The sequence below is a fragment of the Pseudomonas sp. NPDC087598 genome, assembly GCF_044743525.1.
Lineage (GTDB): Bacteria > Pseudomonadota > Gammaproteobacteria > Pseudomonadales > Pseudomonadaceae > Aquipseudomonas.
The window spans coordinates 41,134-65,122 of record NZ_JBIUWQ010000021.1 but is presented as its reverse complement, the minus strand read 5'-3'; the positions used below and the strand labels follow the sequence as shown (position 1 = coordinate 65,122).

The following is a 23,989-nucleotide window of genomic DNA, read 5'->3' as shown; positions in this document are numbered from 1 at the left end:
CTCCCACATTAGATCTTCAGTGCCCCCCGGTTTTTTGCGGACGACAGAGATCCCCTGTGGGAGTGAGCCTGCTCGCGAAGGCCGCAGTGAACGTTACGCTCAGCGTAATGATTCACCGCCATGCTTGATTGATGCCCTCACCCCACACGCCTAAGTTAGCTCCACGACAGCGAACCCCGTGGAGTGAGCATGACAACAACAATTTCCCCCGACTCGCGCTGGACGCGGCGGCGTGACGAGAAGCAGCGTCGCCTCGACAAGGTGCGCGGGCTGGCCGACGGTGTGGTGTTGCCCACCGACAAGATCGTCGCCGCGCTCGAAGCGCTGATTCATCCCGGCGATCGTGTGGTGCTGGAGGGCAACAACCAGAAGCAGGCGGATTTCCTTTCCCGCTCGCTGGCCAAGGCTGATCCCGAAAAACTCCACGACCTGCACATGATCATGCCCAGCGTCGGCCGCTCCGAGCACCTCGATCTCTTCGAGCGCGGCATCGCCCGCAAGCTTGATTTTTCCTTCGCCGGCACCCAGAGCCTGCGCATCAGCCAGTTGCTTGAAGACGGTTTGCTGGAAATCGGCGCGATCCACACCTACATCGAACTCTACGCCCGACTGGTGGTGGACCTGATCCCCAACGTCGTGCTCTCGGCCGGGTTCATGGCTGACCGCGCCGGCAACATCTATACCGGCCCGAGCACCGAAGACACTCCGGCACTGATCGAGCCGGCCGCGTTCAGCGACGGCATCGTCATCGTCCAGGTCAACCAATTGGTCGACGACGTCAGCGAACTGCCCCGCGTCGATATCCCGGCCTCATGGGTCGATTTTGTCGTGGTCGCCGACAAGCCGTTCTACATCGAACCGCTGTTCACCCGCGACCCACGCCACATCAAGCCTGTGCATGTGCTGATGGCGATGATGGCGATTCGCGGGATCTACGAAAAACACAACGTGCAGTCGCTCAATCACGGCATCGGTTTCAACACCGCCGCCATCGAACTGATCCTGCCGCCCGACGGCGAATCCCTCGGCCTCAAAGGCAAGATCTGCCGCAACTGGACGCTCAACCCGCACCCGACGCTGATCCCGGCGATTGAAAGTGGCTGGGTCGAAAGCGTGCATTGCTTCGGCACCGAACTGGGCATGGAAAACTACATCGCCGCGCGCCCCGACGTGTTCTTCACCGGCCGCGACGGCTCACTGCGTTCCAACCGGATGTTCTGCCAACTCGCCGGACAGTACGCGGTGGACCTGTTTATCGGCGCGACGCTACAAGTCGATGGCGACGGCCATTCCTCAACCGTCACCCGTGGGCGTCTCGCTGGTTTCGGCGGTGCACCGAACATGGGCCACGACCCACGCGGTCGTCGTCATGGCACCCCGGCCTGGCTGGACATGCGCCACGACGACTCGCAGCAACCGATGCTCGAACGCGGCAAGAAGCTCGTGGTGCAAATGGTCGAGACCTTCCAAGAGGGCGGTAAACCGACCTTCGTCGAAACCCTCGATGCGGTGGACGTGGCGAAGAAAAGCGGCATGCCGCTGGCGCCGATCATGATCTACGGCGACGACGTCACCCACCTGCTCACCGAAGAAGGCATCGCCTACCTGTACAAGGCGCGCTCGCTGGAAGAGCGCCAGGCAATGATCGCTGCGGTCGCGGGCGTGACTGCCATCGGCCTGCGCCACAACCCGAAAGACACCGAACGCATGCGCCGCGAAGGTCTTATCGCCCTGCCTGAAGACCTCGGCATCCGCCGCACCGACGCCACCCGTGAACTGCTCGCGGCGAAGAGCGTGGCCGATCTGGTCGAGTGGTCCGGCGGCCTCTACAACCCGCCCGCCAAATTCAGGAGCTGGTAATGCACGCACTTAACCTGCAAGCGAAACCGCTGTCTCTGGCTGACCGATTGGCCGATCTGGCGGTGGACGCGTTGATCGACGAAGCCGATCTGTCGCCGAAACCGGCATTGGTCGATCGTCGTGGCAATGGCGCGCACACCGATTTGCACCTGGGCCTGATGCACGCGTCGGCGCTGTCACTGTGGCCGGCGTTCAAGGAGATGGCCGAGGCAGCGTTGGACATCGGCGACGTCAGTCTGCCGTTGCGCGAAGCGATTGGCCGGATCGGCCGGGAAGGCGAGCAGGCGATGCTCACGACCACCAACGGTGTGAATACGCATCGCGGCGCAATTTGGGCGCAGGGATTGTTGGTGACGGCCGCTGCACTGGAACCGCAATCCTCCAGCGCCAATGCCGTGACGCTGCGCGCCGCACGTCTGGCCTTGCTGGATGACCGCTACGCACCAAAACCTTTGAGCCACGGCGCCCAAGTCGCCCTGCGTTACGGCGCACGAGGTGCCCGCGAAGAGGCGCAACTCGGCTTCCCCGCGGTGCTGCAACGTGGTCTGCCGCAACTCAAAAGCAGCCGTGCCAACGCAAACGGCGAGCAGAACGCCCGGCTCGACGCCTTGCTGGCGATCATGACCGACCTCGCCGACACCTGCGTGCTCTACCGCGCCGGGGAACAAGGCCTGCACGCCATGCAACACGGTGCGCAAGCGGTGCTCGACGCCGGTGGCAGCGCCAGCCTCAGCGGCCGTCGTCGCCTGCATGAACTGGATCAACAACTCATCGCATTGAATGCCTCGCCCGGTGGCGCCGCCGACTTGCTCGCCGCCACTTTGCTGCTCGATCGAATCGAGCGCGACGGCATCCTTCAGGGAGCGTTTTGATGGAAACCCTATCGTTTGAATTCCCCGCCGGGCAGCCGCCACGCGGTCGCGCGCTGGTGGGTTGTGTCGGCTCGGGTGATCTGGAAGTGCTGATCGAACCGGGACTGGCCGGCAAGCTGACGATCAATGTGCAGACCTCGGTCAACGGTGCGCAGCAGCGCTGGCAGCATCTGTTTGCGCGGATGTTCGACGGCACCACGCCGCCGGCCATGGCCATCGATATCCACGATTTCGGCGCGACGCCGGGCGTGGTGCGTTTGCGTCTGGAACAAGGTTTCGAGGAGATCGGCCATGACTGACAGCGCAGTGCTTTTGCACAAACACAGCTTCGTCGAACTCGGTGCGCGGCAACGGGCGAAAGCCTTGCTCGATGCCGGGAGCTTTCGCGAATTGCTCGACCCGTTTCAACGCGTCATGTCGCCATGGCTCGAACGCCAGGGCGTGGTGCCGCAAGCCGATGACGGCGTGGTGATCGCCAAGGGCAACCTCGACGGCTTGCCGGTGGTGATCGCGGCGATTGAAGGTGCGTTTCAGGGCGGCAGCCTCGGTGAAGTCGGCGGGGCGAAGATTGCCGGCGCGCTGGAGCTGGCCGCCGAAGACAACCACAAAGGCATCCCGACCCGCGCCATCCTGTTGCTGGAAACCGGCGGCGTGCGTTTGCAGGAAGCCAATCTCGGGTTGGCGGCGATTGCCGATATTCATGCGGCGATTGTCGATTTGCAGCAGTACCAACCGGTGGTCGGTGTGGTCGCCGGTAGCGTCGGTTGCTTTGGCGGCATGTCGATTGCCGCGGCGCTGTGCAGCTATTTGCTGGTGACTCAGGAAGCACGCCTCGGTTTGAACGGCCCGCAAGTGATCGAACAGGAAGCCGGGATCGAGGAATACGATTCCCGCGACCGTCCCTTCATCTGGAGCCTGACCGGTGGCGAGCAGCGATTCGCCAGTGGTCTGGTGGATCGTTATGTCGCCGATGACGTGGCGCAGATTCGTCAGCAGGTTGGCGAACTGCTGCAACAAGGTCTGCCGGTGCAACCGCGGAGTCAGCGCGCCGAGTGGTTTCTGCAACGGCTGGCGAGCCTGGACACTGACAAGCAAATCGAGCCTTCGGTGGTTCGCGATCTGTATCAAGGAGAGCGCTCATGAGTGGTTATTCCGTGCGCGGTTTGAACTGGTTCAACGCCTTGAGCGCGGGCGCTGTGGCGGTCGAAGGGCTGCCGGCCTCGTTGAAGGTTGCTGACGGTCAACTGGGGCGTTTTATCGCTGTGGTGGCTGACCCGGACAGTTGTTTTCCTCGCGCTCGTAATGGCGAAGTCGGTTTGCTCGAAGGCTGGGGTCTGGCCAAGGCTGTGGATGACGCGATCACTGCCGATCGTGATAAAGCCCGGAAGCGCCCGATCATCGCCATCGTCGATGTGCCGAGCCAGGCTTATGGCCGTCGCGAAGAAGCCCTCGGCATTCATCAAGCGCTGGCCGGTGCGGCGGACAGTTATGCCCGCGCACGTTTGGCCGGGCATCCAGTGATCGCGTTGCTGGTGGGCAAAGCCATGTCAGGTGCGTTTCTGGCTCACGGTTATCAGGCCAACCGCTTGATCGCCCTGCGCGATCCCGGGGTGATGGTGCATGCGATGGGCAAAGCGTCGGCGGCGCGGGTGACGTTGCGCAGTGTCGAGGAACTGGAAGCACTGGCCGCCAGTGTGCCGCCGATGGCGTATGACATCGACAGCTATGCCAGCCTCGGTCTGCTCTGGGAAACCCTCTCGGTGCAGCAGATCGAACAGCCGACCGCCGAAGATCTGGCGCGAGTGAGCGAGTGCCTGAAACAAGCCATTGGCGATATCTCCGCTACAGACTTGAGCAATCGTCTCGGCGCAAAAAATCGTGCGGCCTCCAGCAAAGTCCGTGAGTTGCTGAGGGCGCAGTGGTGAAAACGCTTCTGGCTCATGACTTGCTCTGGGGCATGACCCCGACGCAGTTGCCGGCGGATGCGCCGCTGTGGGCGGTCGAGTCGCTTGCCGCCGGACAACCGGTGGTGGTGCGGCGGGCGTTGAGTGCTGAAGGTTTTGTCGCGGTCGGCGTGCGCGGTGTGTCGCGCGAGCAGCGGCTGGCAGCGTTCATGACGGTCGATTCGATCGCCTGTCGGGTCAGCCCCGAAGCGCTGTGTCATGTCGATTGCGAGCGCGATTTACCGGTCATGCAGGCGCTCAAACGACTGCGACCGATGCTCGATGACTGTGGTTGGGTCTGGGGCGTCAGCGGCAGCGTCGGGTTTGAGTTGGCCAGTGGTTTTACAGCGATGCACGCGGCCAGTGATCTCGATCTGATCCTCCGGACCCCGCAACTGCTCACCCGTAATCAGGCACGCAAACTGGTCGCGTTATTCGATCAGGCGGTGTGCCGGGTCGACCTGCAGTTGCAGACGCCGTTCGGCGCAGTGGCCCTGCGTGAATGGGCCAGCGGTGCGTCGCGGGTGCTGCTGAAAAATGCCGATCAGGCTTGCCTGGTCGCCGATCCGTGGAACCCGCAGGAGCAGGCAGCGTGAGCAGTCTGTTGGTATTCCCCGGCCAGGGTGCGCAGCAAGCAGGCATGCTTCAGCGTTTGCCTCGCGAAACTTTGGTCGAGGCCAGCGATGTGCTTGGCGAAGATGTCTCGTTGCTGGATTCCAGCGAAGCGTTGCGCAGCACGCGGGCGGTTCAGCTTTGCCTGCTTATCGCAGGCGTCGCTGCGTCGCGGCAGTTATTGCAGGACGAGCTAACGGCGGATTACGTCGCCGGTCTGTCCATCGGCGCTTACCCGGCAGCGGTGGTCGCCGGGGCGTTGAGCTTCAGCGATGCGTTGCATCTGGTCAGCCTGCGCGGTGAATTGATGCAACAGGCTTATCCACAGGGCTACGGCATGACCGCGATCATCGGCCTGCAATTATCCACAGTCGAAACGCTGCTGGCGCAGGTGCACAGCGAGGCAATGCCGGTGTATCTGGCCAACATCAATGCCGATAACCAGGTGGTGATCGCCGGCAGCGACAAGGCCATGCAAGTCGTGGCCGAAAAAGCGCGCAGTCGTGGTGCCGGTCTGGCGAAACGTCTGGCGGTGAGTGTGCCGTCGCACTGTCCGCTGCTGGAAAACCCGGCGCAAACCCTCGCCGAAGCTTTCGCCAAGGTTGAACTGAAAACGCCGCAGATTGCTTACCTGAGCGGCAGCCGCGCGCGTCCTGTGACCAAAGTAGCAGCGCTGCGCGACGATCTCGCCTGCAACATGTGCCGCGTGGTGGATTGGCGCGGCACCGTGCAAAGCGCCTACGAGCGCGGTGTGCGTCTACAAATCGAATTGCCGCCCGGTGCCGTACTGACCGGACTGGCGCGCCGGGTGTTCGAGCAAGGCACCGTCACTGCCTTCGACAGTGCTCGCCTCGACACCTTGCAGGCGCTGCTGCGCGAGGAGGGAAGCCGCCCACTCTAAACCGCCGCGACTCAAGCTTCGAACAACAAAAACAACATTCGACGATGCACTTTGAGGACTACAACAATGATTATTTACGGTGTGGCGTTTCTCGCTTTTTGTACGCTGGTGGGTATCTGGGTCGGTGAGCTGCTCGGCAAGTTGATCGGCGTGCCGGCCAACGTCGGCGGCGTCGGCATTGCGATGCTGCTGTTGATCGGTCTGGGCAGTTACCTGAACAAAAGCGGCTGGCTCAAGGGCAAGACCGAGCAGGGCGTCGAGTTCTGGAGTGCGATCTACATTCCGATCGTGGTCGCCATGGCGGCGCAGCAGAATGTTTACGGCGCGCTGAAGGGCGGGCCGATGGCGATCCTCGCGGGAACCCTGGCGGTGGTGATTGCCTTTGCCATGGTGCCGGTGCTGGTACGCCTCGGTAACAAGGATGCGACGCCAATCGCTCCTGCCAAGACTGCGGGGTGAGCGCCATGTACGAATCCATGATGAAAGTCATCACCGGCTACGGCTTGATCAGCGGTTTCCTGATTGTCGGCTTGACCATGTGGGTGTCCTACTGGATGTCCAACACTTTCACCAAGGGCCGTTTGCACGGCTCGGCCATCGCCATTCTGCTTGGGCTGCTGCTGTCGTATGTCGGCGGTGCGCTGACCGGCGGGCAGAAAGGCGTGGTGGATATTCCGCTGCTGTCGGGCATCGGTTTGCTCGGCGGCGCCATGTTGCGCGATTTCGCGATTGTTGCGACGGCGTTTGGCGTCAGTGTCGATGAGCTGAAGCGCGCCGGGTTTGTCGGGGTGCTGGCGCTGTTTGTCGGTGTGGGCACGTCGTTTGTCACCGGGGTCGGTGTGGCGATGGCCTTCGGTTATACCGATGCGGTGAGCCTGACCACCATTGGCGCGGGAGCGGTGACTTACATTGTCGGACCAGTGACGGGGGCGGCGATTGGGGCCAGTTCGGAAGTCATGGCGTTGTCGATTGCGGCGGGGCTGATCAAGGCGATTCTGGTGATGGTGATGACGCCGTTCGTGGCGCCGATGATCGGCCTGAACAACCCGCGCAGTGCGGTGATCTTTGGCGGCTTGATGGGGACGTCCAGCGGCGTGGCTGGCGGTTTGGCGGCGACCGATCCGAAACTGGTGCCTTATGGGTGCCTGACGGCGGCGTTCTATACCGCGCTTGGGTGTTTGCTCGGGCCTTCGCTGTTGTTTCTGCTGATGCGCGGCTTGTTGGGCTAAGGCATCTGCTGTCTGGACTGACGCCTTCGCGAGCAGGCTCGCTCCCACACTTGGAATGCATTTCCCTGTGGGAGCGAGCCTGCTCGCGAATGAGGCGCCTCGGTTTCAGGCCTGGCGATTGGCATACATCCGACATTCCGCCAGCAACGCCAGCAAATTCGGATCGCGCTCCTTGGCCTTCAGAAACACCACGCCAATGTGCTGCTGCAACCGATACTTCTCCTGCAACGGAATCAGCTTCACCCGATTTTCGTACACCGCCGCAATCCTTCCTGGCAGCAACGCATAACCGACCCCGGAACTGACCATGCTCAGCAGCGTGAAGATGTCATTCACCTGCATCGCGACTTTCGGTTCGAACCCCGCTTGCTTGAACACCCGATTACCGTCCTGATGGGTGGCAAAGCCCTGGGTCAGGGTGATGAAGGTTTCATCGCGCACTTCTGCCAGATCGACCTCACTGCGCTGGGCGAACCTTGAATCCGCCGGCGTCGCGAGGAAGATGTCATCGGAGAACAGCGCAATCTGCTCGCAATCCGGGTCGTTGATGCTGTCGTCCAGCGACACCAGAATCGCGTCGACTTCCATGTTTTTCAGCTTGTAGAGCAGGTCGATGTTCGAGCCGAGGATCAGATCGATGTTGAGTTCGCTGCGGCGGATCTTCAGACCCATGATCAGTTGCGGCACGGTCTTCACCGTCAGCGAATACAGCGAGCCAAGCTTGAAGCGTTCGGCAGAAAAACCGGCAGCTTCGCGGGTCAGGCGTACGCTTTCGACCACGTCCTGAATCAGTTTCTGCGCGCGTTCTTCCAGCACATAGGCGCTTTCCAGCGGCGTCAGGTTGCGGCCTTCGTGTTTGAACAGCGGACAGCGCAGGGCGCTTTCCAGCGAGTGAATCGCGCGATGCACGCTGACATTGCTGGTCTGCAACTCGGCAGCGGCGCGGGCGAGGTTGCCGGTGCGCATGAAGGCGAGGAACACCTCGAGTTTTTTCAGGGTCAATTCTTCGTCGATCAGCATGGCGCGGACTCTTTTTGGTATCGGCCGATTGTGCCCAATAACCACGACGTGCGCAGGCTCGTGTTGAACAGAAACATTGCGCTTTTACGCTCAAGGCCTGAGCCTTGCGCGCTGCGGTAATGAATTTTGAGGTAAGCGATACATGTATCACGGAGAACGATTGAACGCCTGGACGCATCTGGTCGGGGCGGTGGCAGCATTTATCGGCGGCGTATGGATGCTGGTGATCGCCAGCCTCGACGGCAGTCCGTGGAAGATTGTCAGTGTGGCGATTTACGCGTTCACTTTGCTGGTGCTCTACAGCGCCTCGACCGTTTATCACAGCGTGCGCGGGCGCAAAAAAGCCATCATGAAAAAGGTTGATCACTTTTCGATCTACCTGTTGATTGCCGGCAGTTACACGCCGTTCTGTCTGGTGACCTTGCGCGGGCCGTGGGGCTGGACGCTGTTCGGGATTGTCTGGGGGCTGGCGCTGATCGGCATTCTGCAAGAGATCAAGCCGCGCTCCGAGGCGCGGATCCTGTCGATCGTGATCTATGCGGTGATGGGCTGGATCGTGCTGGTGGCGGTTAAACCATTGATCGCGGCGCTGGGCACCACCGGGTTTGCCTGGCTGGCGTCGGGCGGGGTTTTGTACACGGTGGGGATTATCTTTTTTGCCCTTGATCACAGGCTGCGGCATGCGCACGGGATCTGGCATCTGTTCGTGATTGCCGGGAGTTTGCTGCACTTCGTCGCGATTTTGTTTTATGTCCTCTAGACCGAGTCATCCCCAATCCCCTGTGGGAGCGAGCCTGCTCGCGAAGGCATCAGTCCAGCCGATGCTGATGTTGGCTGATACACCGCTTTCGCGAGCAGGCTCGCTCCCACAGTAGATATCCAGTGAACACAACATGTGTGCACACACAGGATCTCTTGTGGGAGCAGGCTTGCCAGCGATGGGGCTTTAGAAATCACCCCAAAGTTGCTGGGCCACCGCCAGTGCAACCACCGGCGCCGTCTCGGTGCGCAACACGCGCGGGCCGAGGCGGGCGGCGTGGAAGCCGTTGCCTTTGGCCTGCTCGACTTCGGCGTCAGTCAAACCGCCTTCAGGCCCGATCAGGAACGCCAGCGTCGCCGGTTTGGCATGACTCACCAGCGGCTCGGCCACCGGGTGCAGCACCAGTTTCAATTCGGCCTCAGTCTGCTTCAGCCAATCGGCCAGCAACACCGGCGGATGAATCACCGGCACCCGCGAACGCCCACACTGCTCGCAAGCGCTGATCGCTACCTGGCGCCAGTGCAGCAGGCGTTTGTCGGCGCGTTCGTCCTTGAGGCGGACTTCGCAGCGGTCGCTGAAGATCGGGGTGATTTCATTCACACCCAGTTCAGTGGCTTTCTGGATCGCCCAGTCCATCCGCTCGCCACGGGACAAGCCTTGGCCGAGGTGGATCTGCAGCGGCGATTCGACCTGCCCGGCGAATTGCTCGTCGATCTGCACGACCACGCGTTTCTTGCCGACTTCCACCAGCGATCCGCGAAATTCATGGCCGGAACCGTCGAACAGCTGCACCGCATCGCCCTCGGCCATGCGCAGCACGCGACTGATGTAATGCGCCTGGGCCTCCGGCAATTCGTGTTCGCCGGTGCTCAGGGGGGCGTCGATAAAGAAGCGGGACAGTCTCATTTCGGGTCTCTAAAAAATGGGCTCAGAGTTACGGCTTACTGATGTCTTGCTTGTGTGGCGAGGGAGCTTGCTCCCGCTCGGCTGCGCAGCAGTCGTAAAACCAGTCGGCGCGGTATTTCTGCTGTATTGCGTCGGCCGGTTTTGGGAGTCCTTCGGCCTCCAGCGGGAGCAAGCTCCCTCGCCACAGGGGGGGCATGATCGTTCAGGAGATCAGCCCGGATCGCGGAAGCCCGGGTGGAAATCCTTCGGCACGGCCACGCTGACGCTGTCACGCGTAGCAATGTCGATGCCTTCGCTGGCGACTTCGGCGAGGAAGTCGATCTGCTCCGGGGTGATCACGTACGGTGGCAGGAAATACACCACACTGCCCAGCGGCCGCAGCAACGCGCCGCGCTCCAGCGCATGCTGGAATACCTTCAAACCACGGCGTTCCTGCCAAGGGTAGGGCTCTTTCGTGGCTTTATCCTTGACCATCTCGATGGCCAGAACCATGCCGGTCTGACGCACTTCGGAGACGTTCGGGTGATCGACCAGATGCGCCGTTGCCGAGGCCATGCGCTGAGCCAACACCTTGTTGTTCTCGATGACGTTGTCCTGCTCGAAGATATCCAGCGTTGCCAACGCCGCCGCACAGGCCAGCGGATTACCGGTGTAGCTGTGCGAGTGGAGGAAGGCGCGCAGGGTTGGATAGTCGTCGTAGAACGCGCTGTAGACCTCGTCGGTGGTCAGGCACGCCGCCAGCGGCAGATAGCCGCCGGTCAGGGCCTTGGACAGGCAGAGGAAGTCCGGACGGATGCCGGCCTGCTCGCAGGCGAACATGGTCCCGGTGCGGCCGAAACCAACGGCGATTTCGTCGAGGATCAAATGCACGCCGTAACGGTCGCAGGCCTCGCGCAGCAGTTTGAGGTACACCGGGTGATACATGCGCATGCCGCCGGCGCCCTGGATCAGCGGCTCGACAATCACTGCGGCGACGCTGTCGTGGTTCTCGGCGAGGGTCTGTTCCATGGCGGCGAACATGTTGCGCGAGTGTTCTTCCCAACTCATGCCTTGCGGGCGCCCGTAGCAATCCGGGCTCGGCACTTTGATGGTGTCCATCAGCAGCGCTTTGTAGGTCTCGGTGAACAGCGGCACGTCGCCGACCGCCATCGCCGCCATGGTTTCGCCGTGGTAGCTGTTGGTCAGGGTGACGAAGCGCTTCTTCGCAGGTGCGCCGCGATTGAGCCAGTAGTGAAAGCTCATCTTCAGCGCGACTTCGATGCAGGACGAGCCATTATCGGCGTAGAACACCCGATTCAGGCCTTCCGGCGTCATCTTCACCAGACGCTCGGACAACTCGATCACGGGTTGATGGCTGAAACCGGCCAGAATCACGTGTTCCAGTTGATCGACCTGATCCTTGATGCGCTGGTTGATCCGCGGGTTGGCATGGCCGAACACGTTGACCCACCACGAGCTGACCGCGTCGAGGTAGCGCTTGCCTTCGAAGTCTTCAAGCCAGACGCCTTCGCCGCGCTTGATCGGGATCAGCGGCAGCTGTTCGTGGTCTTTCATCTGGGTGCAGGGATGCCACAGCACCGCGAGGTCGCGTTGCATCCACTGGTTATTCAGGCCCATTTACAGTCTCCTCGAGGCGGCTCGCGTCAGGCGCGGGCAAACAATCGCGCAAGCCTATGCAATGCGTCGCGCCGGAACAACCCATTGTGTCGATTGAGCTACTTTGTATGGGCCGATAGACGTCGCTGGCGGCGTTTTGATGGCTGACGTATTCTTCGCGGTTCTTTTGGTCGTCTGACCCGCAAAACTGCTTTTTCCTACGTGTTTTTCCGGAGTTCGCTGAATGTCTGTCGGTTGGCTGCGCGCCTGTGCGCTGGTGATGTTGGGGCTGTTCAGCGTTACAGCGCTGGCCAAGGATAAAACTGCAATCGTGATCGGTGGCGGCCTGTCGGGTCTGACCGCTGCTTACGAACTGCAAAACAAGGGCTGGCAGGTCACGCTGCTGGAAGCCAAACCGAGCCTGGGCGGGCGTTCGGGCATGGCCACCAGCGAGTGGATCGGCAACGACAAGACGCAGCCGGTGCTGAACAAGTACGTCTCGACGTTCAAGCTGGGCACCACGCCAGCTCCGGAATTCGTGCGCACCCCGGGTTATCTGATCGACGGCGAGTATTTCTCTGCTGCTGATCTGGCGACCAAGCAACCGGCCACCGCCGATGCCTTGAAGCGCTATCAGAAAACCCTCGACGATCTGGCACGCTCGATCGACGATCCGCAGAACCCGGCGGCGAACGCCACTCTGCACGCGCTGGATCAGATCAACGTGTCGAGCTGGCTCGACAAACAGAACCTGCCGGCCACTGCACGTCAGTTGATCAACCAGGACATCCGCACCCACTACGACGAACCTTCGCGTCTGTCGCTGCTGTATTTCGCCCAGCAGAACCGCGTGTATCGCGGCATCTCCGACCGTGACCTGCGAGCTTCGCGTCTGGTCGGCGGCAGCCAGGTACTGGCGCAGGCGTTCGTTAAACAACTGAAAATCATCAAGACCAACTCCCCGGTATCCTCCATCAACCAGGACAAGGACGGCGTGACCGTCAAGGTCGGCGCTGTTGGTTATCAGGCGGATTACGTTGTGTTGGCAGTACCGCTGCGCGCTCTGAACAAGATTCAGATGACCCCGGCGCTGGATGCTCAGCACCTGGCCGCGATCAAGGGCACCAACTACGGCTGGCGCGACCAGATCATGCTGAAGTTCAAGACGCCCGTGTGGGAAAGCAAGGCGCGCATGTCCGGCGAGATCTACAGCAACGCCGGTCTGGGCATGCTCTGGATCGAGCCGGCGCTAAAGGGCGGCGCCAACGTGGTGATCAACTTGTCCGGCGACAACGCCCGTGTGATGCAGGCGTTCGGCGACAAGCAGATGGTCGATCAGGTACTGATCCGTCTGCACGCCTTCTATCCACAGGCCCGTGGCTCGTTCACCGGTTATGAAATCCGTCGCTACAGCACCGACCCGTCGATGGGTGGCGCGTACCTGGCTTACGGCCCGGGCCAGATCAGCAAGTTCTGGCGGATCTGGGAACGTCCGCTGCAACGCGTAGCGTTCGCCGGCGAACACACCGACACCTTGTACCCGGGCACACTGGAAGGCGCCCTGCGCACCGGTCAGCGTGCGGCCAGTCAGGTTGAGGATCTGGCGGCGGGCAAATCGTTCGAGCCAGCCAAAGTGGTGCCGGCTGCAGCAGCGGCAGGCGCGGCGGGTGCCGTGGCAGCGAAGAAGGGCAACTTCTTCAGCAACCTGTTCGGCGGTTCGGATGACGACAAGAAGCCAGAGCCTGTGAAGGCCCCTGAGCCGGCTCCAGCACCAGTTGCTCCAGCGCCTGCGCCAACTCCGGCACCTGCGCCAGCTCCGGTGGAAGCACCGAAGCCAGCGACCCCGGTGAAAGCCGAGCCGGCGAAGAAAGCGGCCGCCAAGCCTGCGGCGAAGAAGCCAGCAGCGAAGACCGAGGCGAAGAAACCTGCGGCCAAACCGGCAGCGAAAAAGGCTGAGCCGGCGAAGAAGCCAGCGGCGAAACCTGCTGCAGCGACTGAGACCAAGGCGCAGTAAGGCTTTGCTTCAATAAAAAACGCGGCCATAAGGGCCGCGTTTTTTTTTGCTTTTAAAAACATCTCCCCCAGCTTCAGTTGTGCAGTATCGGGTCTTACCTCTGCACCGGATGCTTCCCACAAAACAATCAGAACGGAGTGATAGCGGGTACCTGATCTCCAATTATATTCTTGAGAAAAATTGGAGATATTCTATGAAAGCGTTTGCGATAATTTTTCTGCTAATAGCACTTTGCGGTTGTGCAAATGGACATTTTTTTCCAGGGGGATATGGCTCTGAACTTGCCCATAAATGCCAGATAGATCCCTACAGCGCGGATTGTTTACAACCGCCACCGGTTCTCAGGAACTAATCAGTAATAAAAATGCAGGGGCGATTAAAACTCCCATTTGAAGAACTGCGTACCGTCGGGTAAGTTTCTGAGCCATCTCTGCTTTGGTTTCCGAATTCTCCCAGGGGTAAAGCCTGCGCGTGCCCAGCGCAGACTCCCTGTGCGCTGATCGTAAATGACCAGATTTCCATCATCCTGAATACTCATGAAAGTGTTGTACCACAGTGACTTGTCAAGGCTGTGAGTACCTTCAGCGATCCATAGTCGCCGTCTGGAAGGGTCGTAAAGAAAGCCGTTATTGCTGATGACAAATTGCAGCGTCTCGCGCATTTTCTTTGGATGCAAAGTTGCACTGTAAGGCTGGTTGCTGTCGGCGATCCAAATGACGGTTTCACCTTCTTTGATTACCAGGTTTCCATCACTCTGCAATATTAGACGAAATCGGCCATTTTCCGATTGCAAGTATTGCCCAGGAGACATTGTTTGGTTCGGAGGTAACACTGATGAACCGCTTGCTTGAAAGGGGGTATAACGGAGAGCCATGTATTTCACCTTCTCAATGAATGATTTGAGTCACCATTTGATCAGGTTGAAAAGTGCAAACAGAGATACATATTTATTGATTGAAAAGTTTCGCTATTTTTGACCTTGCCGTGAAAGTCGCCTGCCGGTATCACGCTTGCTGACGCCGAGTCGGACCGCGAAAATCGACCATTTTGCCCTGAGCATCTCCCGACAAAATCGCCTTTAATCTTTCCTTAACAAGCCACTTCCAGACTCTTGATCGTATTTCTCGATATTTCAAAGCGAAATTTTCCGCTTTAATTCGATAGATAACTCGCTAGTCTTGGTTCGCAGTTCTCACAGGATTTGGGCAATGCAGCTACGTAACTCTTCTTCGCGCTATGGTTGGGTCAGCATCTTCATGCACTGGGGCGTGGCGCTGGTGGTTTTCGGACTGTTTGCGCTGGGTCTGTGGATGGTTGGGCTGGATTACTACAGCACCTGGCGCAAAGACGCGCCGGACCTGCACAAGAGCATCGGTCTGGTGTTGTTGGGCGTGATGGTCTTGCGGGTGTTGTGGCGTTTTATCAGCCCACCGCCGCCGACGCTGCAAAGCTACAGCCGCATGACCCGTATCGGTGCCAAATTCGGCCACGGGTTTCTGTATCTCGCGCTGTTCGCTGTGATGATTGCCGGTTACCTGATTTCCACCGCAGACGGTGTCGGGATCCCGGTGTTTGGCCTGTTTGAAGTTCCTGCACTGGTTTCCGGGCTACCGGATCAGGCAGATACCGCTGGGGTGATTCATCTCTGGCTGGCGTGGGCGGTGGTAATTTTTTCCGGCCTCCATGCGTTGGCAGCATTGAAGCACCACTTTATCGATCGTGATGCGACCCTGACGCGAATGCTCGGTCGCAAAGCCTGAAATTCAACCTCGACTCAAAGGAAAAGAAAGCATGTTGAAAAAGACTCTGGCCGCTCTGGCAATCGGTTCTGCCGTGCTGTCCGCCAACGTAATGGCCGCTGATTACACCGTCGACAAAGAAGGCCAGCACGCCTTCGTCGACTTCAAGATCAGCCACTTGGGCTACAGCTACATCACCGGTACCTTCAAGGATATCGACGGCAAGTTCAGCTTTGACGCTGCCAAGCCTGAAGACAGCAAAATCGAATTCAACGTAAACCCGTCCAGCGTGTTCACCAACCACGCCGAACGTGACAAGCACATCGCCAGCAAAGACTTCCTGGACGTGAGCAAGTTCGCCAAGGCGACTTTCGTGTCCACCAGCGTCAAGTCCACCGGCAAAAACGCCGACGGCAAAGAAACTGCTGATGTGACCGGCGACCTGACCCTGCACGGCGTGACCAAGCCAATCGTGGTCAAGGCTACTTTCCTGGGTGAAGGCAACGATCCATGGGGCGGCTACCGTGCCGGCTTCGAAGGCACCACCAGCATCAAGCGTTCTGATTTCGGCAAGATGATGGACCTGGGTCCACAGTCCGACAAAGTCGACCTGTACATCTCGTTTGAAGGTGTGAAAGCGAAGTAAGTAGATTGTGCCATCAGAACGCCGACCTTCGGGTCGGCGTTTTGCTGTCTGGCGTTCAGGCAATACTGTCTTGATACTCGATGATTTGCTGGCGCAGCCACGTCAGTAAGCTCGCCAGCTGTGCCGAACGTCTGGAATGAGTTGGCCACAGCATGAAATATCGGGATGCGTGCACGGGTTCGACGTCGGTCAGCCTGACCAGTTGCCCACGCTGGATCATGGCGTGAGCAATGGATCGACGTGTCAGTGCAACGCCGTAGCCCAGGCGCGCGGCTTCCAGCATCAACGTTGAATCAGTGAACTCGAGTGCCGCCGGGGGGCGGGTTTGCTCGACGCCTCCCGCCGTCAGCCATGTCGACCAGCTTTCACTGGCGTGAAGCAGCGGGTGCTCAAGGACGGAAGCGGCGTCCGTCGGCAAGCGCCCGTGATTGAATTGAGGGGCCGCGACGACGATCAATGAATCTGACATCAGCGGTTCGCAGTGCACATCTGGCCATTTTCCATGGCCGAACCGAATGGCGGCGTCGATGATTTCGCCCTCGAAACTGGACAGCTCCATGCTGGCCACCAGTTTCAGGCGCAAGCCAGGGTGGGCGTCGATAAATCCTTGCAGGCGAGGCAACAACCAGAACATGCCAAAGGACGGCAGCACCGAGAGGGACAGTTGCGGGTGTCGGGTTCTGTACAGGAATTTCTCTGTGACGCCGGCGATTTCACCGAGCGATTGGCGGATCTGATAAGCGTAAACACGTCCCTCTTCGGTCAGCGCTACGCCTCGACCGTTGCGCTCAGTCAGGTTGATACCCAGGTATTCCTCCAGTGAGCGTATCTGGTGGCTGACGGCGCTGTGGGTGACGTGCAGTTCAGTGGCGGCGAGGTTGACCTTGCCCAGTCTTGCGAGGGCTTCGAACGCCCGAAGGGCGGCTAACGGAGGGAGTTTCAATAGTTGAATTCCATTCACTGAACCGGGCAAAAAACGCCGCTATACGTGGATTGTCGAGGTTGCGAATAATCCACCGCACGCCCGGTGGGCGTTAATGACTTCGTGTCCCTTCGACTAGGATCTGTTCATGCTAATCAATGAAATCAAGGCAATGCTGGAGAACTACTTCAGCGTGTTACAAACCCAGGATTTACAGGGCTTCGACGAAGTTTTCCACCCAGGCTGTGTTCTCTACAGTGCGCAGGACGGGGAAGTGACCGTGCGGCCCTTCGCGCAATATCGCGCCATGGTGCAAGGCCGCGAATCGCCGCAAGAGCGCGGATTTGCGAGCCTGGACGAGATTCTGATGATCGATGTGATGTCGCCGGAAATGGCGATGGTTAAGGTACGTCTGCGACTGTTCGACAATATTATGGTCGACTATCTGAACGTGATGAAAGTGCAAGGCAAATGGATGATTTTCGCCAAGCTCTTCCATAAACAAGGCAGCGTGGCGTGATTGTCAGGCTGTGAGAGAGGGCAATCGAATTGACCGCTCCAAACAAAAACGCCCCGAACCAGTCGGGGCGTTTTTGTGAGGGGGCACTCAGCGATTGCGGGTCAGCAATGCCGGTTTTTCGCCGCGTGGGCGGCTTGGCAGTTGATCGAGCTGCTCAGGTGTCGGGAAGCGATCAGCCTTCGACTCCTTGTGCATGATCTTCGGGCCAGTGCTGCGCGGGTTCTGCACGGCGGGTTCGCTGCGTGGCTGATCGTCACGGGCCGGACGGCGGTTGCGCGACGACGAGGAAGACTCGTCACGACGACCCGACTGGCCATCACGCGGCGCGCCATTGCGCGGCCCGCTGCGTTTGGCTGGCGGGGTGCCGGTGCTGGAACCGTTGCTGTTGCGCGGACCGTTCTGTCGACCTTGCGACTGACCGCCGCGTGGCGCGCCGGTACCCGCACCTGCGCCCTGAGCCGGTGCGCCTGGACGACGGCCGCGACCGCCGGCAGGGGCAGGCTTTGGCACGTAGTCAACGCGGTTACCGAAATTATCGATATCGTCGTCGAGGAATTCGTCCGGTGCACGATCGGCAGCGGCGCGTGGCGTTTGGCTCGGACGCTGTTCGCGGGCCGGGGTGCCTTCGCGTGGTTTCTGCTGACGGGCAGGGCGCTCGCCGCGTTCGCCGGCAGGTTTGTCTTTGCCCTTGTCCTTGCCTTTGTCTTTACGACCGCCGCCACCGCCGCCGCCATTCGGGCCGTCGCCGCGCGGGCCACGGGAATTGCGCGGGTTGCGCACGTCCGGACGTTCGCGCACTTCAGGCTTCTCGGCCTCGATGGTGCTGGAGTCGAAGCCCATCAGATCGCCGTCGGCAATCTTCTGTTTGGTCATGCGTTCGATGCTTTTCAGCAGTTTCTCTTCGTCCGGCGCGACCAGCGAAATCGCCTCGCCCGAACGACCGGCGCGGCCAGTACGGCCGATACGGTGCACGTAGTCTTCATCGACGTTTGGCAGCTCGAAGTTGACCACGTGTGGCAACTGGTCGATGTCCAGACCGCGAGCAGCGATGTCGGTGGCAACCAGAATGCGCACTTCGCCAGCCTTGAAATCGGCCAGGGCTTTGGTGCGGGCGTTCTGACTCTTGTTACCGTGGATCGCCACGGCTGGCAGGCCGTGTTTGTCGAGGTATTCGGCCAGACGATTGGCGCCGTGCTTGGTGCGGGTGAACACCAGCACCTGTTCCCAGGCGCCTGCGGTGATCAGGTGAGCCAGCAGCGCACGTTTATGGCTGGCCGGCAGACGGAATACGCGCTGTTCGATGCGCTCGACCGTGGTGTTCGGCGGCGTCACTTCGATGCGTTCCGGGTTATGCAGCAGCTTGCCGGCAAGGTCGGTGATGTCTTTGGAGAACGTTGCCGAGAACAGCAGGTTCTGACGCTTGGCCGGGAGACGTGCGAGAACTTTCTTCACGTCGTGGACGAAGCCCATGTCGAGCATGCGGTCAGCTTCGTCGAGGACGAGGATTTCAACGTGGGACAGATCGACGCTGCCTTGGCCGCAGAGGTCGAGCAAACGACCCGGGCAGGCAACGAGGACGTCAACACCACGGGACATGGCCTGAACCTGTGGGTTCATGCCGACGCCGCCGAAGATGCAGGCGCTGACGAATTTCAGGTCACGGGCGTAGATCTTGAAGCTCTCGTGTACCTGGGCCGCGAGTTCGCGGGTCGGGGTCAGGACCAGGACGCGCGGTTGGCGCGGGCCGTGACGCTGGGATTTGTCCGGGTGACCGTTGGGGAACAACCGCTCCAGGATCGGAAGGGCGAAGCCGCCGGTTTTACCAGTACCTGTCTGAGCCGCAACCATCAGGTCGCGACCTTGCAACACGGCGGGAATGGCCCGCTGTTGCACCGGAGTAGGCTCGGTATAGCCCGCATCTTCGATGGCGCGGACTAAAGCCTCGGAGAGACCGAGGGAAGCAAAGGACATGAGTAATCCTGTTTTAGTTAGGGCTTGGCCCAATGGGAGTCTTGCCTGGCGCGAATCACGTTTAAGAGGACGCAATCCCGTCCGGTCCTGCTGCGGTTCCGAAGGCACGTCAGGAGCGCTCGCGCGGGCTGAAAGCTGCGCTGTAGCGGGTCGAGAGGCCTTTTACGGTTCCGGGCGTCCGGGCGTGAGCCTGGCGGGAACGCCGGAGTATAACAGAGCAATCACTGCGCGCTGCTTTCCTGCTGCTCAACGGTTTTACTGCTGGCCGAGGCATTGCCTGACGGTGCGCCAGCGCTGGGCGCCGCGCCATAGCGTGCGCTCAGCTCGGCGTACGCCGGTTCACGCTTGAATCGCTTGAGCTCGGCACCAAAACGCTGCACCAGAAAATCCATCCCGGCATTGCGCCGAACCGCAAGAAACTGGCTCTGGCGGCTAATGACTGTCGGGTTTTCGGTAATCTGATCGCGGATATCCAACTGATCGAGCAAATGCTGACCAACGCGGCGATCGGTGATCAGCAGGTCAATGCGTCCGCGCACCAGTTTGCCGAAATTGGCTTCGTGGGTCGGCGCCGGCTCACGGGTAAACAGTGTCGATTCGCGAAAGTCGGGGCTGTACAGATAACCCGGTGAAGTGCCGATGGTCAGGCCTTTGAGTTCTTCGAGGTTGCTGAAAGGGTGCGGTCGATCGTTGGCGTAGAACATCACGAACTCGACATCCGACAGCGGTTCGCTGGGGTAGAGCAGGGTGGCATCGCGCTCGTCGCTGTGGAAGATATCCAGTGCGCCGTCGGCCTGACCGGTTTCCAGCATCGACAGACAGCGTTTCCAAGGCAGAAATTGCCATTCGACTTCAATGCCCAGGCGTTTGAACACGATGGCGGTGGTTTCGTAGTCGAGACCGAGGTTCTTGCCGTTCTCCTCGTAGACATAAGGCGCCCACGGCTCGGTGACAATGCGCAGCTTCTCGCCTCGAGCGGCGAAGCTCAGGCAAGCAAAAACCAGCACGGTGAATAACTGCGCGATCAAAGGCATGGCTTGAGATTACGACGAGAAACGCGAAAGAGCCAGAAAGTGCCTGCACAAGCTCTAATTCGCGGATTCAAACGCAAAAAATCGCAGCGACAACAACCCCTGTAGGAGCTGCCGAAGGCTGCGATCTCTTGATCTTGCTTTGAAGCTTTTAGCGCGGCAACTTCAGGTTGTTCCAGATCGCCAGGCTAGGCTCAGCCTGGTTCATGGAATAGAAGTGCAACCCTGGTGCGCCACCTTGCAGCAGGCGTTCGCACATCTCGCTGACGACTTGCTCGCCGAAGCGCTGAATGCTTTGGCTGTCATCGCCATACGCTTCCAGTTGCTTGCGGATCCAGCGCGGGATTTCCGCACCGCAGGCGTCGGAGAAGCGCGCGAGTTTGCTGTAGTTGGTGATCGGCATGATCCCCGGTACTACCGGAATATCCACGCCCAGTGCCTGCAAACGGTCGACGAAGTAGAAGTAGCTGTCGGCGTTGAAGAAGTACTGGGTGATCGCGCTGTCGGCGCCGGCACGAGCCTTGCGCACAAAGTTGGCGAGATCGTCTTCGTAATTGCGCGCTTGCGGATGCATCTCCGGGTAAGCGGCCACTTCGATGTGGAAATGATTGCCGGTTTCTTCACGAATGAATTCAACCAGTTCATTGGCGTGACGCAGCTCGCCGCTGGTCATGCCCATGCCGGACGGCAGGTCGCCACGCAGGGCAACAATGCGCTTGATGCCGGCAGCCTTGTACTCGTTCAGCAGGCCGCGCAGGTCGTCCTTGCTGTCGCCGACGCACGACAGGTGCGGTGCGGCCGGTACTTTGACTTCGCTTTCCAGTTGCAGAACGGTGTTGAGGGTGCGATCACGGGTCGAACCACCAGCGCCATAGGTGCAGGAGAAAAAATCAGGATTGTACGTTGCCAACTGACGGGCAACGTTGAGCAGTTTTTCATGCCCAGCATCGGTCTTGGTCGGGAAGAACTCGAAGCTGTAGCGACGGTCTTGGGACATGGTCATACCCTTGGAAACACGAAAACCTACGGTATGTTTCATCTGTAGGAGCGTGCTTATGTGGCGAGGGAGCTTGCTCCCGCTGGAGCGCGCAGCGCTCCCAAAATCCTGGGGCCGCTTCGCAGCCCAGCGGGAGCAAGCTCCCTCGCCACAACAAGCCAGTCCGACAAATAAAGCAGCCGGTTACTTAGTAGCGGTAAGCGTGCGGCTTGAACGGGCCTTCGACGGTGACGCCGATGTAGTCAGCCTGTTGCTTGGTCAGTTGAGTGACCACGCCGCCGAAGCCGCGAACCATTTCCAGGGCCACTTCTTCGTCGAGTTTCTTCGGCAGTACTTCAACGGTCAGACGCTCGGCTTTCTGGGCTGGCGACAGGTCGGCGTACTTCTGGCCGAACAGGAAGATCTGCGCCAGCACCTGGTTGGCGAACGAACCGTCCATGATGCGGCTCGGGTGACCAGTGGCGTTGCCCAGGTTCACCAGACGGCCTTCGGCCAGCAGGATCAGGTAGTCGTCGTTCTGCGCGTCGAAAGCGCCCGGGCCGGTACGGTGGATCTTGTGTACCTGTGGCTTCACTTCTTCCCATGCCCAGTTCTTGCGCATGAAAGCGGTGTCGATTTCGTTGTCGAAGTGACCGATGTTGCAGACAACAGCGCGCTTCTTCAGGGCTTTGTGCATGTTGGCGTCGCTAACATTGACATTTCCGGTGGTGGTCACGATCAGGTCGATCTTGCCCAGCAGCGCTTTGTCGATGCTTGCTTCGGTGCCGTCGTTGATACCGTCGACGAATGGCGAAACCAGTTCGAAACCGTCCATGCAGGCTTGCATGGCGCAGATCGGGTCAACTTCGGATACTTTAACAATCATGCCTTCCTGACGCAGGGACTGGGCCGAGCCCTTTCCCACGTCACCGTAACCGATGACCAGCGCTTGCTTGCCGGACAGCAGGTGGTCGGTACCACGCTTGATCGCGTCGTTCAGGCTGTGACGGCAGCCGTACTTGTTGTCGTTCTTGGACTTGGTCACCGAGTCGTTGACGTTGATGGCCGGGATTTTCAGCTCGCCCTTGGCCAGCATGTCCAGCAGACGGTGTACGCCGGTGGTGGTTTCTTCGGTCACGCCGTGAACGCGGTCCAGAACCTGTGGGTACTTGTCGTGCAGCAACTGAGTCAGGTCGCCGCCGTCGTCGAGGATCATGTTGGCGTCCCATGGCTGGCCATCCTTCAGGATGGTCTGCTCCAGGCACCACTCGTACTCTTCTTCGGTTTCACCTTTCCAGGCGAAAACCGGGATGCCGGCAGCAGCGATGGACGCGGCAGCCTGATCCTGAGTCGAGAAAATGTTGCAGGACGACCAGCGTACTTCGGCACCCAGGGCAACCAGGGTTTCGATCAGCACGGCGGTCTGAATGGTCATGTGGATGCAGCCGAGGATTTTCGCGCCCTTGAGCGGCTGCTCGGAAGCGTACTTGCGACGCAGACCCATCAGGGCCGGCATTTCCGATTCGGCGATGATGGTTTCGCGACGGCCCCAGGCAGCCAGGGACATGTCGGCAACTTTGTAATCGTTAAAATCTGCAGGCGTGATAACAGCGCTCATGAAGAGCCTCCATTCGTAATGTATGCGAATGGGCGCCGTTGTGCGTTTAGTGTCCGGCCGTGGCCAGTCAACGCCCCATCCGAGCCTGACAGGTTGAACCTGCTGCAGCGCCCCTCGGACAGGTGGCGGGAAAACGGTAGCAAGTGAACGTTACCGTTTTGAAACGGGGGCGATTATAGCCGTCTAGACTGATCTTCCAAAGGGTTTCTGTCGGCCAAATGAAGATCGTTAATGGCGACCATAGTCGAAGCCGCATGGAGCATGACCGATCAGTCTGCCAAGATGGCGCCCATCTTTCGGCAAACGCTCAGGAGTGAACATGAATTTCCACACCCGCAAATGGGTAAAACCCGAAGACCTGAACCCCAACGGCACCTTGTTCGGCGGCAGCTTGCTGCGCTGGATCGACGAAGAAGCGGCGATCTACGCCATCGTGCAACTGGGCAATCAGCGCGTGGTGACCAAGTACATTTCCGAAATCAACTTCGTCAGCGCCTCGCGCCAGGGCGACATCATCGAACTGGGCATCACCGCCACCGAGTTCGGACGCACCTCGATCACCCTGACCTGCGAAGTGCGCAACAAGATCACCCGCAAGAGCATCCTCACGGTCGAGAAGATGGTATTCGTCAATCTCGGCGAAGATGGCTTGCCGGCTCCGCACGGGCGTACCGAGATCAAGTACGTCAAAGACCAGTTCCAGGAAGATGAACTCGTCACCAAGTAACATCTGAGTCGGCTTCATCGCGAGCAGGCTCACACCTACAGGTACAGCGCAGTCCATGTAGGAGTGAGCCTGCTCGCGATAGCGGTTTCAATAACACCGAAGATTCATCAGGCCACTGAACAGCTG

General features: G+C 59.8%; 24 protein-coding genes and 1 riboswitch. Of the genes, 15 read left to right on the top strand and 9 right to left on the bottom strand.

Annotated elements, in window-relative coordinates; translation table 11 throughout:
• Positions 1–189 precede the first annotated feature (189 nt).
• From mdcA to madM, 9 genes are all read left to right on the top strand, one after another.
• Entirely contained in the window at positions 190–1,860 is a 1,671-nt protein-coding gene (mdcA, locus tag ACIOWE_RS14005) for a malonate decarboxylase subunit alpha (RefSeq protein ID WP_401392220.1), read from the top strand.
• Positions 1,860–2,732 carry a triphosphoribosyl-dephospho-CoA synthase gene (locus tag ACIOWE_RS14000; RefSeq protein WP_401392217.1) on the top strand — a complete coding sequence of 291 codons (873 nt, stop codon included), beginning with the start codon at positions 1,860–1,862 and terminating at the stop codon, positions 2,730–2,732. Before mdcA ends, ACIOWE_RS14000 begins: the two co-directional genes overlap by 1 nt.
• Entirely contained in the window at positions 2,732–3,031 is a 300-nt protein-coding gene (locus tag ACIOWE_RS13995; RefSeq protein WP_003229075.1) for a malonate decarboxylase subunit delta, read from the top strand. The genes ACIOWE_RS14000 and ACIOWE_RS13995 overlap by 1 nt, the downstream gene beginning before the upstream one ends.
• Positions 3,024–3,875, top strand: coding sequence for a biotin-independent malonate decarboxylase subunit beta (locus ACIOWE_RS13990; protein WP_401392214.1), 852 nt, complete (start codon positions 3,024–3,026; stop codon positions 3,873–3,875). Before ACIOWE_RS13995 ends, ACIOWE_RS13990 begins: the two co-directional genes overlap by 8 nt.
• Positions 3,872–4,657, top strand: coding sequence for a biotin-independent malonate decarboxylase subunit gamma (gene mdcE, locus ACIOWE_RS13985; protein WP_401392211.1), 786 nt, complete (start codon positions 3,872–3,874; stop codon positions 4,655–4,657). Before ACIOWE_RS13990 ends, mdcE begins: the two co-directional genes overlap by 4 nt.
• On the top strand, positions 4,651–5,271 hold the full coding sequence (locus ACIOWE_RS13980; RefSeq protein WP_401392208.1) for a malonate decarboxylase holo-ACP synthase: 621 nt from the start codon (positions 4,651–4,653) through the stop codon (positions 5,269–5,271). Before mdcE ends, ACIOWE_RS13980 begins: the two co-directional genes overlap by 7 nt.
• A complete protein-coding gene (gene mdcH, locus ACIOWE_RS13975) occupies positions 5,268–6,188 on the top strand; it encodes a malonate decarboxylase subunit epsilon (protein ID WP_401392205.1) in 921 nt (306 codons plus the stop codon). The genes ACIOWE_RS13980 and mdcH overlap by 4 nt, the downstream gene beginning before the upstream one ends.
• Before the next feature lie 66 nt (positions 6,189–6,254).
• Positions 6,255–6,647 (top strand): malonate transporter subunit MadL, encoded by a 393-nt coding sequence (gene madL, locus ACIOWE_RS13970; RefSeq protein ID WP_201236455.1) that lies wholly within the window; start codon positions 6,255–6,257, stop codon positions 6,645–6,647.
• A gap of 5 nt (positions 6,648–6,652) precedes the next feature.
• A complete protein-coding gene (gene madM, locus ACIOWE_RS13965; protein WP_401392201.1) occupies positions 6,653–7,417 on the top strand; it encodes a malonate transporter subunit MadM in 765 nt (254 codons plus the stop codon).
• A 105-nt stretch (positions 7,418–7,522) separates the two neighbouring features.
• On the opposite strand, the gene ACIOWE_RS13960 is transcribed toward madM, so the two are convergent.
• Complete coding sequence (locus ACIOWE_RS13960) at positions 7,523–8,437, bottom strand: LysR substrate-binding domain-containing protein (RefSeq protein ID WP_095187015.1); 915 nt, start codon at positions 8,435–8,437, stop codon at positions 7,523–7,525.
• A 142-nt stretch (positions 8,438–8,579) separates the two neighbouring features.
• Between ACIOWE_RS13960 and ACIOWE_RS13955 the strand changes: the two genes are divergently transcribed.
• Complete coding sequence (locus ACIOWE_RS13955; RefSeq protein WP_025109169.1) at positions 8,580–9,197, top strand: hemolysin III family protein; 618 nt, start codon at positions 8,580–8,582, stop codon at positions 9,195–9,197.
• A 186-nt stretch (positions 9,198–9,383) separates the two neighbouring features.
• Here the strand turns inward: ACIOWE_RS13955 and ACIOWE_RS13950 are convergent, their stop codons facing one another.
• Together ACIOWE_RS13950 and ACIOWE_RS13945 are read right to left on the bottom strand one after the other, a co-directional pair.
• Positions 9,384–10,103, bottom strand: coding sequence for a 16S rRNA (uracil(1498)-N(3))-methyltransferase (locus tag ACIOWE_RS13950; RefSeq protein ID WP_401392197.1), 720 nt, complete (start codon positions 10,101–10,103; stop codon positions 9,384–9,386).
• 210 nt (positions 10,104–10,313) lie between these two features.
• The gene (locus ACIOWE_RS13945) at positions 10,314–11,720 is read right to left on the bottom strand and encodes an adenosylmethionine--8-amino-7-oxononanoate transaminase (protein WP_201236457.1); all 1,407 of its coding nucleotides are present in this window, start codon (positions 11,718–11,720) and stop codon (positions 10,314–10,316) included.
• 223 nt (positions 11,721–11,943) lie between these two features.
• Between ACIOWE_RS13945 and ACIOWE_RS13940 the strand changes: the two genes are divergently transcribed.
• Complete coding sequence (locus ACIOWE_RS13940) at positions 11,944–13,713, top strand: flavin monoamine oxidase family protein (RefSeq protein ID WP_401392193.1); 1,770 nt, start codon at positions 11,944–11,946, stop codon at positions 13,711–13,713.
• A gap of 376 nt (positions 13,714–14,089) precedes the next feature.
• Here ACIOWE_RS13940 and ACIOWE_RS13935 read toward each other — a convergent pair whose 3' ends face one another.
• Positions 14,090–14,587: a hypothetical protein gene (locus tag ACIOWE_RS13935; protein ID WP_201236459.1), complete on the bottom strand. Its 498-nt coding sequence runs from the start codon at positions 14,585–14,587 to the stop codon at positions 14,090–14,092.
• A gap of 334 nt (positions 14,588–14,921) precedes the next feature.
• Here ACIOWE_RS13935 and ACIOWE_RS13930 point away from each other — a divergent pair, with 334 nt between their 5' ends.
• Positions 14,922–15,473: a cytochrome b gene (locus ACIOWE_RS13930; protein WP_201236460.1), complete on the top strand. Its 552-nt coding sequence runs from the start codon at positions 14,922–14,924 to the stop codon at positions 15,471–15,473.
• Positions 15,474–15,504: 31 nt separating this feature from the next.
• Positions 15,505–16,098, top strand: coding sequence for a YceI family protein (locus ACIOWE_RS13925; protein WP_401392189.1), 594 nt, complete (start codon positions 15,505–15,507; stop codon positions 16,096–16,098).
• A 55-nt stretch (positions 16,099–16,153) separates the two neighbouring features.
• Here the strand turns inward: ACIOWE_RS13925 and ACIOWE_RS13920 are convergent, their stop codons facing one another.
• Positions 16,154–17,041 carry a LysR substrate-binding domain-containing protein gene (locus ACIOWE_RS13920; protein WP_201238580.1) on the bottom strand — a complete coding sequence of 296 codons (888 nt, stop codon included), beginning with the start codon at positions 17,039–17,041 and terminating at the stop codon, positions 16,154–16,156.
• Between the two features lie 127 nt (positions 17,042–17,168).
• Here ACIOWE_RS13920 and ACIOWE_RS13915 point away from each other — a divergent pair, with 127 nt between their 5' ends.
• Positions 17,169–17,540 carry a nuclear transport factor 2 family protein gene (locus tag ACIOWE_RS13915; RefSeq protein ID WP_201198521.1) on the top strand — a complete coding sequence of 124 codons (372 nt, stop codon included), beginning with the start codon at positions 17,169–17,171 and terminating at the stop codon, positions 17,538–17,540.
• An 87-nt stretch (positions 17,541–17,627) separates the two neighbouring features.
• On the opposite strand, the gene ACIOWE_RS13910 is transcribed toward ACIOWE_RS13915, so the two are convergent.
• From ACIOWE_RS13910 to ahcY, 4 genes are all read right to left on the bottom strand, one after another.
• Complete coding sequence (locus ACIOWE_RS13910; RefSeq protein WP_401392186.1) at positions 17,628–19,511, bottom strand: DEAD/DEAH box helicase; 1,884 nt, start codon at positions 19,509–19,511, stop codon at positions 17,628–17,630.
• Positions 19,512–19,732: 221 nt separating this feature from the next.
• On the bottom strand, positions 19,733–20,545 hold the full coding sequence (locus tag ACIOWE_RS13905; protein ID WP_401392183.1) for a substrate-binding periplasmic protein: 813 nt from the start codon (positions 20,543–20,545) through the stop codon (positions 19,733–19,735).
• 148 nt (positions 20,546–20,693) lie between these two features.
• Positions 20,694–21,539 carry a methylenetetrahydrofolate reductase [NAD(P)H] gene (gene metF, locus ACIOWE_RS13900; protein WP_108591836.1) on the bottom strand — a complete coding sequence of 282 codons (846 nt, stop codon included), beginning with the start codon at positions 21,537–21,539 and terminating at the stop codon, positions 20,694–20,696.
• A 187-nt stretch (positions 21,540–21,726) separates the two neighbouring features.
• Positions 21,727–23,136 carry an adenosylhomocysteinase gene (gene ahcY, locus ACIOWE_RS13895; RefSeq protein WP_401392179.1) on the bottom strand — a complete coding sequence of 470 codons (1,410 nt, stop codon included), beginning with the start codon at positions 23,134–23,136 and terminating at the stop codon, positions 21,727–21,729.
• 23 nt (positions 23,137–23,159) lie between these two features.
• Positions 23,160–23,258: riboswitch (S-adenosyl-L-homocysteine riboswitch) on the bottom strand.
• A 197-nt stretch (positions 23,259–23,455) separates the two neighbouring features.
• Between ahcY and ACIOWE_RS13890 the strand changes: the two genes are divergently transcribed.
• Positions 23,456–23,863, top strand: a complete 408-nt coding sequence (locus ACIOWE_RS13890) for an acyl-CoA thioesterase (RefSeq protein ID WP_016984776.1) — start codon at positions 23,456–23,458, stop codon at positions 23,861–23,863.
• Positions 23,864–23,989 lie beyond the last annotated feature (126 nt).

Excerpts from the sequence above, each read along its gene's own strand:
- mdcA (WP_401392220.1), top strand. The coding sequence starts at position 190 with ATGACAACAACAATTTCCCCCGACTCGCGCTGGACGCGGCGGCGTGAC.
- ACIOWE_RS14000 (WP_401392217.1), top strand. The coding sequence starts at position 1,860 with ATGCACGCACTTAACCTGCAAGCGAAACCGCTGTCTCTGGCTGACCGA.
- ACIOWE_RS13995 (WP_003229075.1), top strand. The coding sequence starts at position 2,732 with ATGGAAACCCTATCGTTTGAATTCCCCGCCGGGCAGCCGCCACGCGGT.
- ACIOWE_RS13990 (WP_401392214.1), top strand. The coding sequence starts at position 3,024 with ATGACTGACAGCGCAGTGCTTTTGCACAAACACAGCTTCGTCGAACTC.
- mdcE (WP_401392211.1), top strand. The coding sequence starts at position 3,872 with ATGAGTGGTTATTCCGTGCGCGGTTTGAACTGGTTCAACGCCTTGAGC.
- madL (WP_201236455.1), top strand. The coding sequence starts at position 6,255 with ATGATTATTTACGGTGTGGCGTTTCTCGCTTTTTGTACGCTGGTGGGT.
- madM (WP_401392201.1), top strand. The coding sequence starts at position 6,653 with ATGTACGAATCCATGATGAAAGTCATCACCGGCTACGGCTTGATCAGC.
- ACIOWE_RS13960 (WP_095187015.1), bottom strand. The coding sequence starts at position 8,437 with ATGCTGATCGACGAAGAATTGACCCTGAAAAAACTCGAGGTGTTCCTC.
- ACIOWE_RS13955 (WP_025109169.1), top strand. The coding sequence starts at position 8,580 with ATGTATCACGGAGAACGATTGAACGCCTGGACGCATCTGGTCGGGGCG.
- ACIOWE_RS13950 (WP_401392197.1), bottom strand. The coding sequence starts at position 10,103 with ATGAGACTGTCCCGCTTCTTTATCGACGCCCCCCTGAGCACCGGCGAA.
- ACIOWE_RS13945 (WP_201236457.1), bottom strand. The coding sequence starts at position 11,720 with ATGGGCCTGAATAACCAGTGGATGCAACGCGACCTCGCGGTGCTGTGG.
- ACIOWE_RS13940 (WP_401392193.1), top strand. The coding sequence starts at position 11,944 with ATGTCTGTCGGTTGGCTGCGCGCCTGTGCGCTGGTGATGTTGGGGCTG.
- ACIOWE_RS13935 (WP_201236459.1), bottom strand. The coding sequence starts at position 14,587 with ATGGCTCTCCGTTATACCCCCTTTCAAGCAAGCGGTTCATCAGTGTTA.
- ACIOWE_RS13930 (WP_201236460.1), top strand. The coding sequence starts at position 14,922 with ATGCAGCTACGTAACTCTTCTTCGCGCTATGGTTGGGTCAGCATCTTC.
- ACIOWE_RS13925 (WP_401392189.1), top strand. The coding sequence starts at position 15,505 with ATGTTGAAAAAGACTCTGGCCGCTCTGGCAATCGGTTCTGCCGTGCTG.
- ACIOWE_RS13915 (WP_201198521.1), top strand. The coding sequence starts at position 17,169 with ATGCTAATCAATGAAATCAAGGCAATGCTGGAGAACTACTTCAGCGTG.
- ACIOWE_RS13910 (WP_401392186.1), bottom strand. The coding sequence starts at position 19,511 with ATGTCCTTTGCTTCCCTCGGTCTCTCCGAGGCTTTAGTCCGCGCCATC.
- ACIOWE_RS13905 (WP_401392183.1), bottom strand. The coding sequence starts at position 20,545 with ATGCCTTTGATCGCGCAGTTATTCACCGTGCTGGTTTTTGCTTGCCTG.
- metF (WP_108591836.1), bottom strand. The coding sequence starts at position 21,539 with ATGTCCCAAGACCGTCGCTACAGCTTCGAGTTCTTCCCGACCAAGACC.
- ahcY (WP_401392179.1), bottom strand. The coding sequence starts at position 23,136 with ATGAGCGCTGTTATCACGCCTGCAGATTTTAACGATTACAAAGTTGCC.
- ACIOWE_RS13890 (WP_016984776.1), top strand. The coding sequence starts at position 23,456 with ATGAATTTCCACACCCGCAAATGGGTAAAACCCGAAGACCTGAACCCC.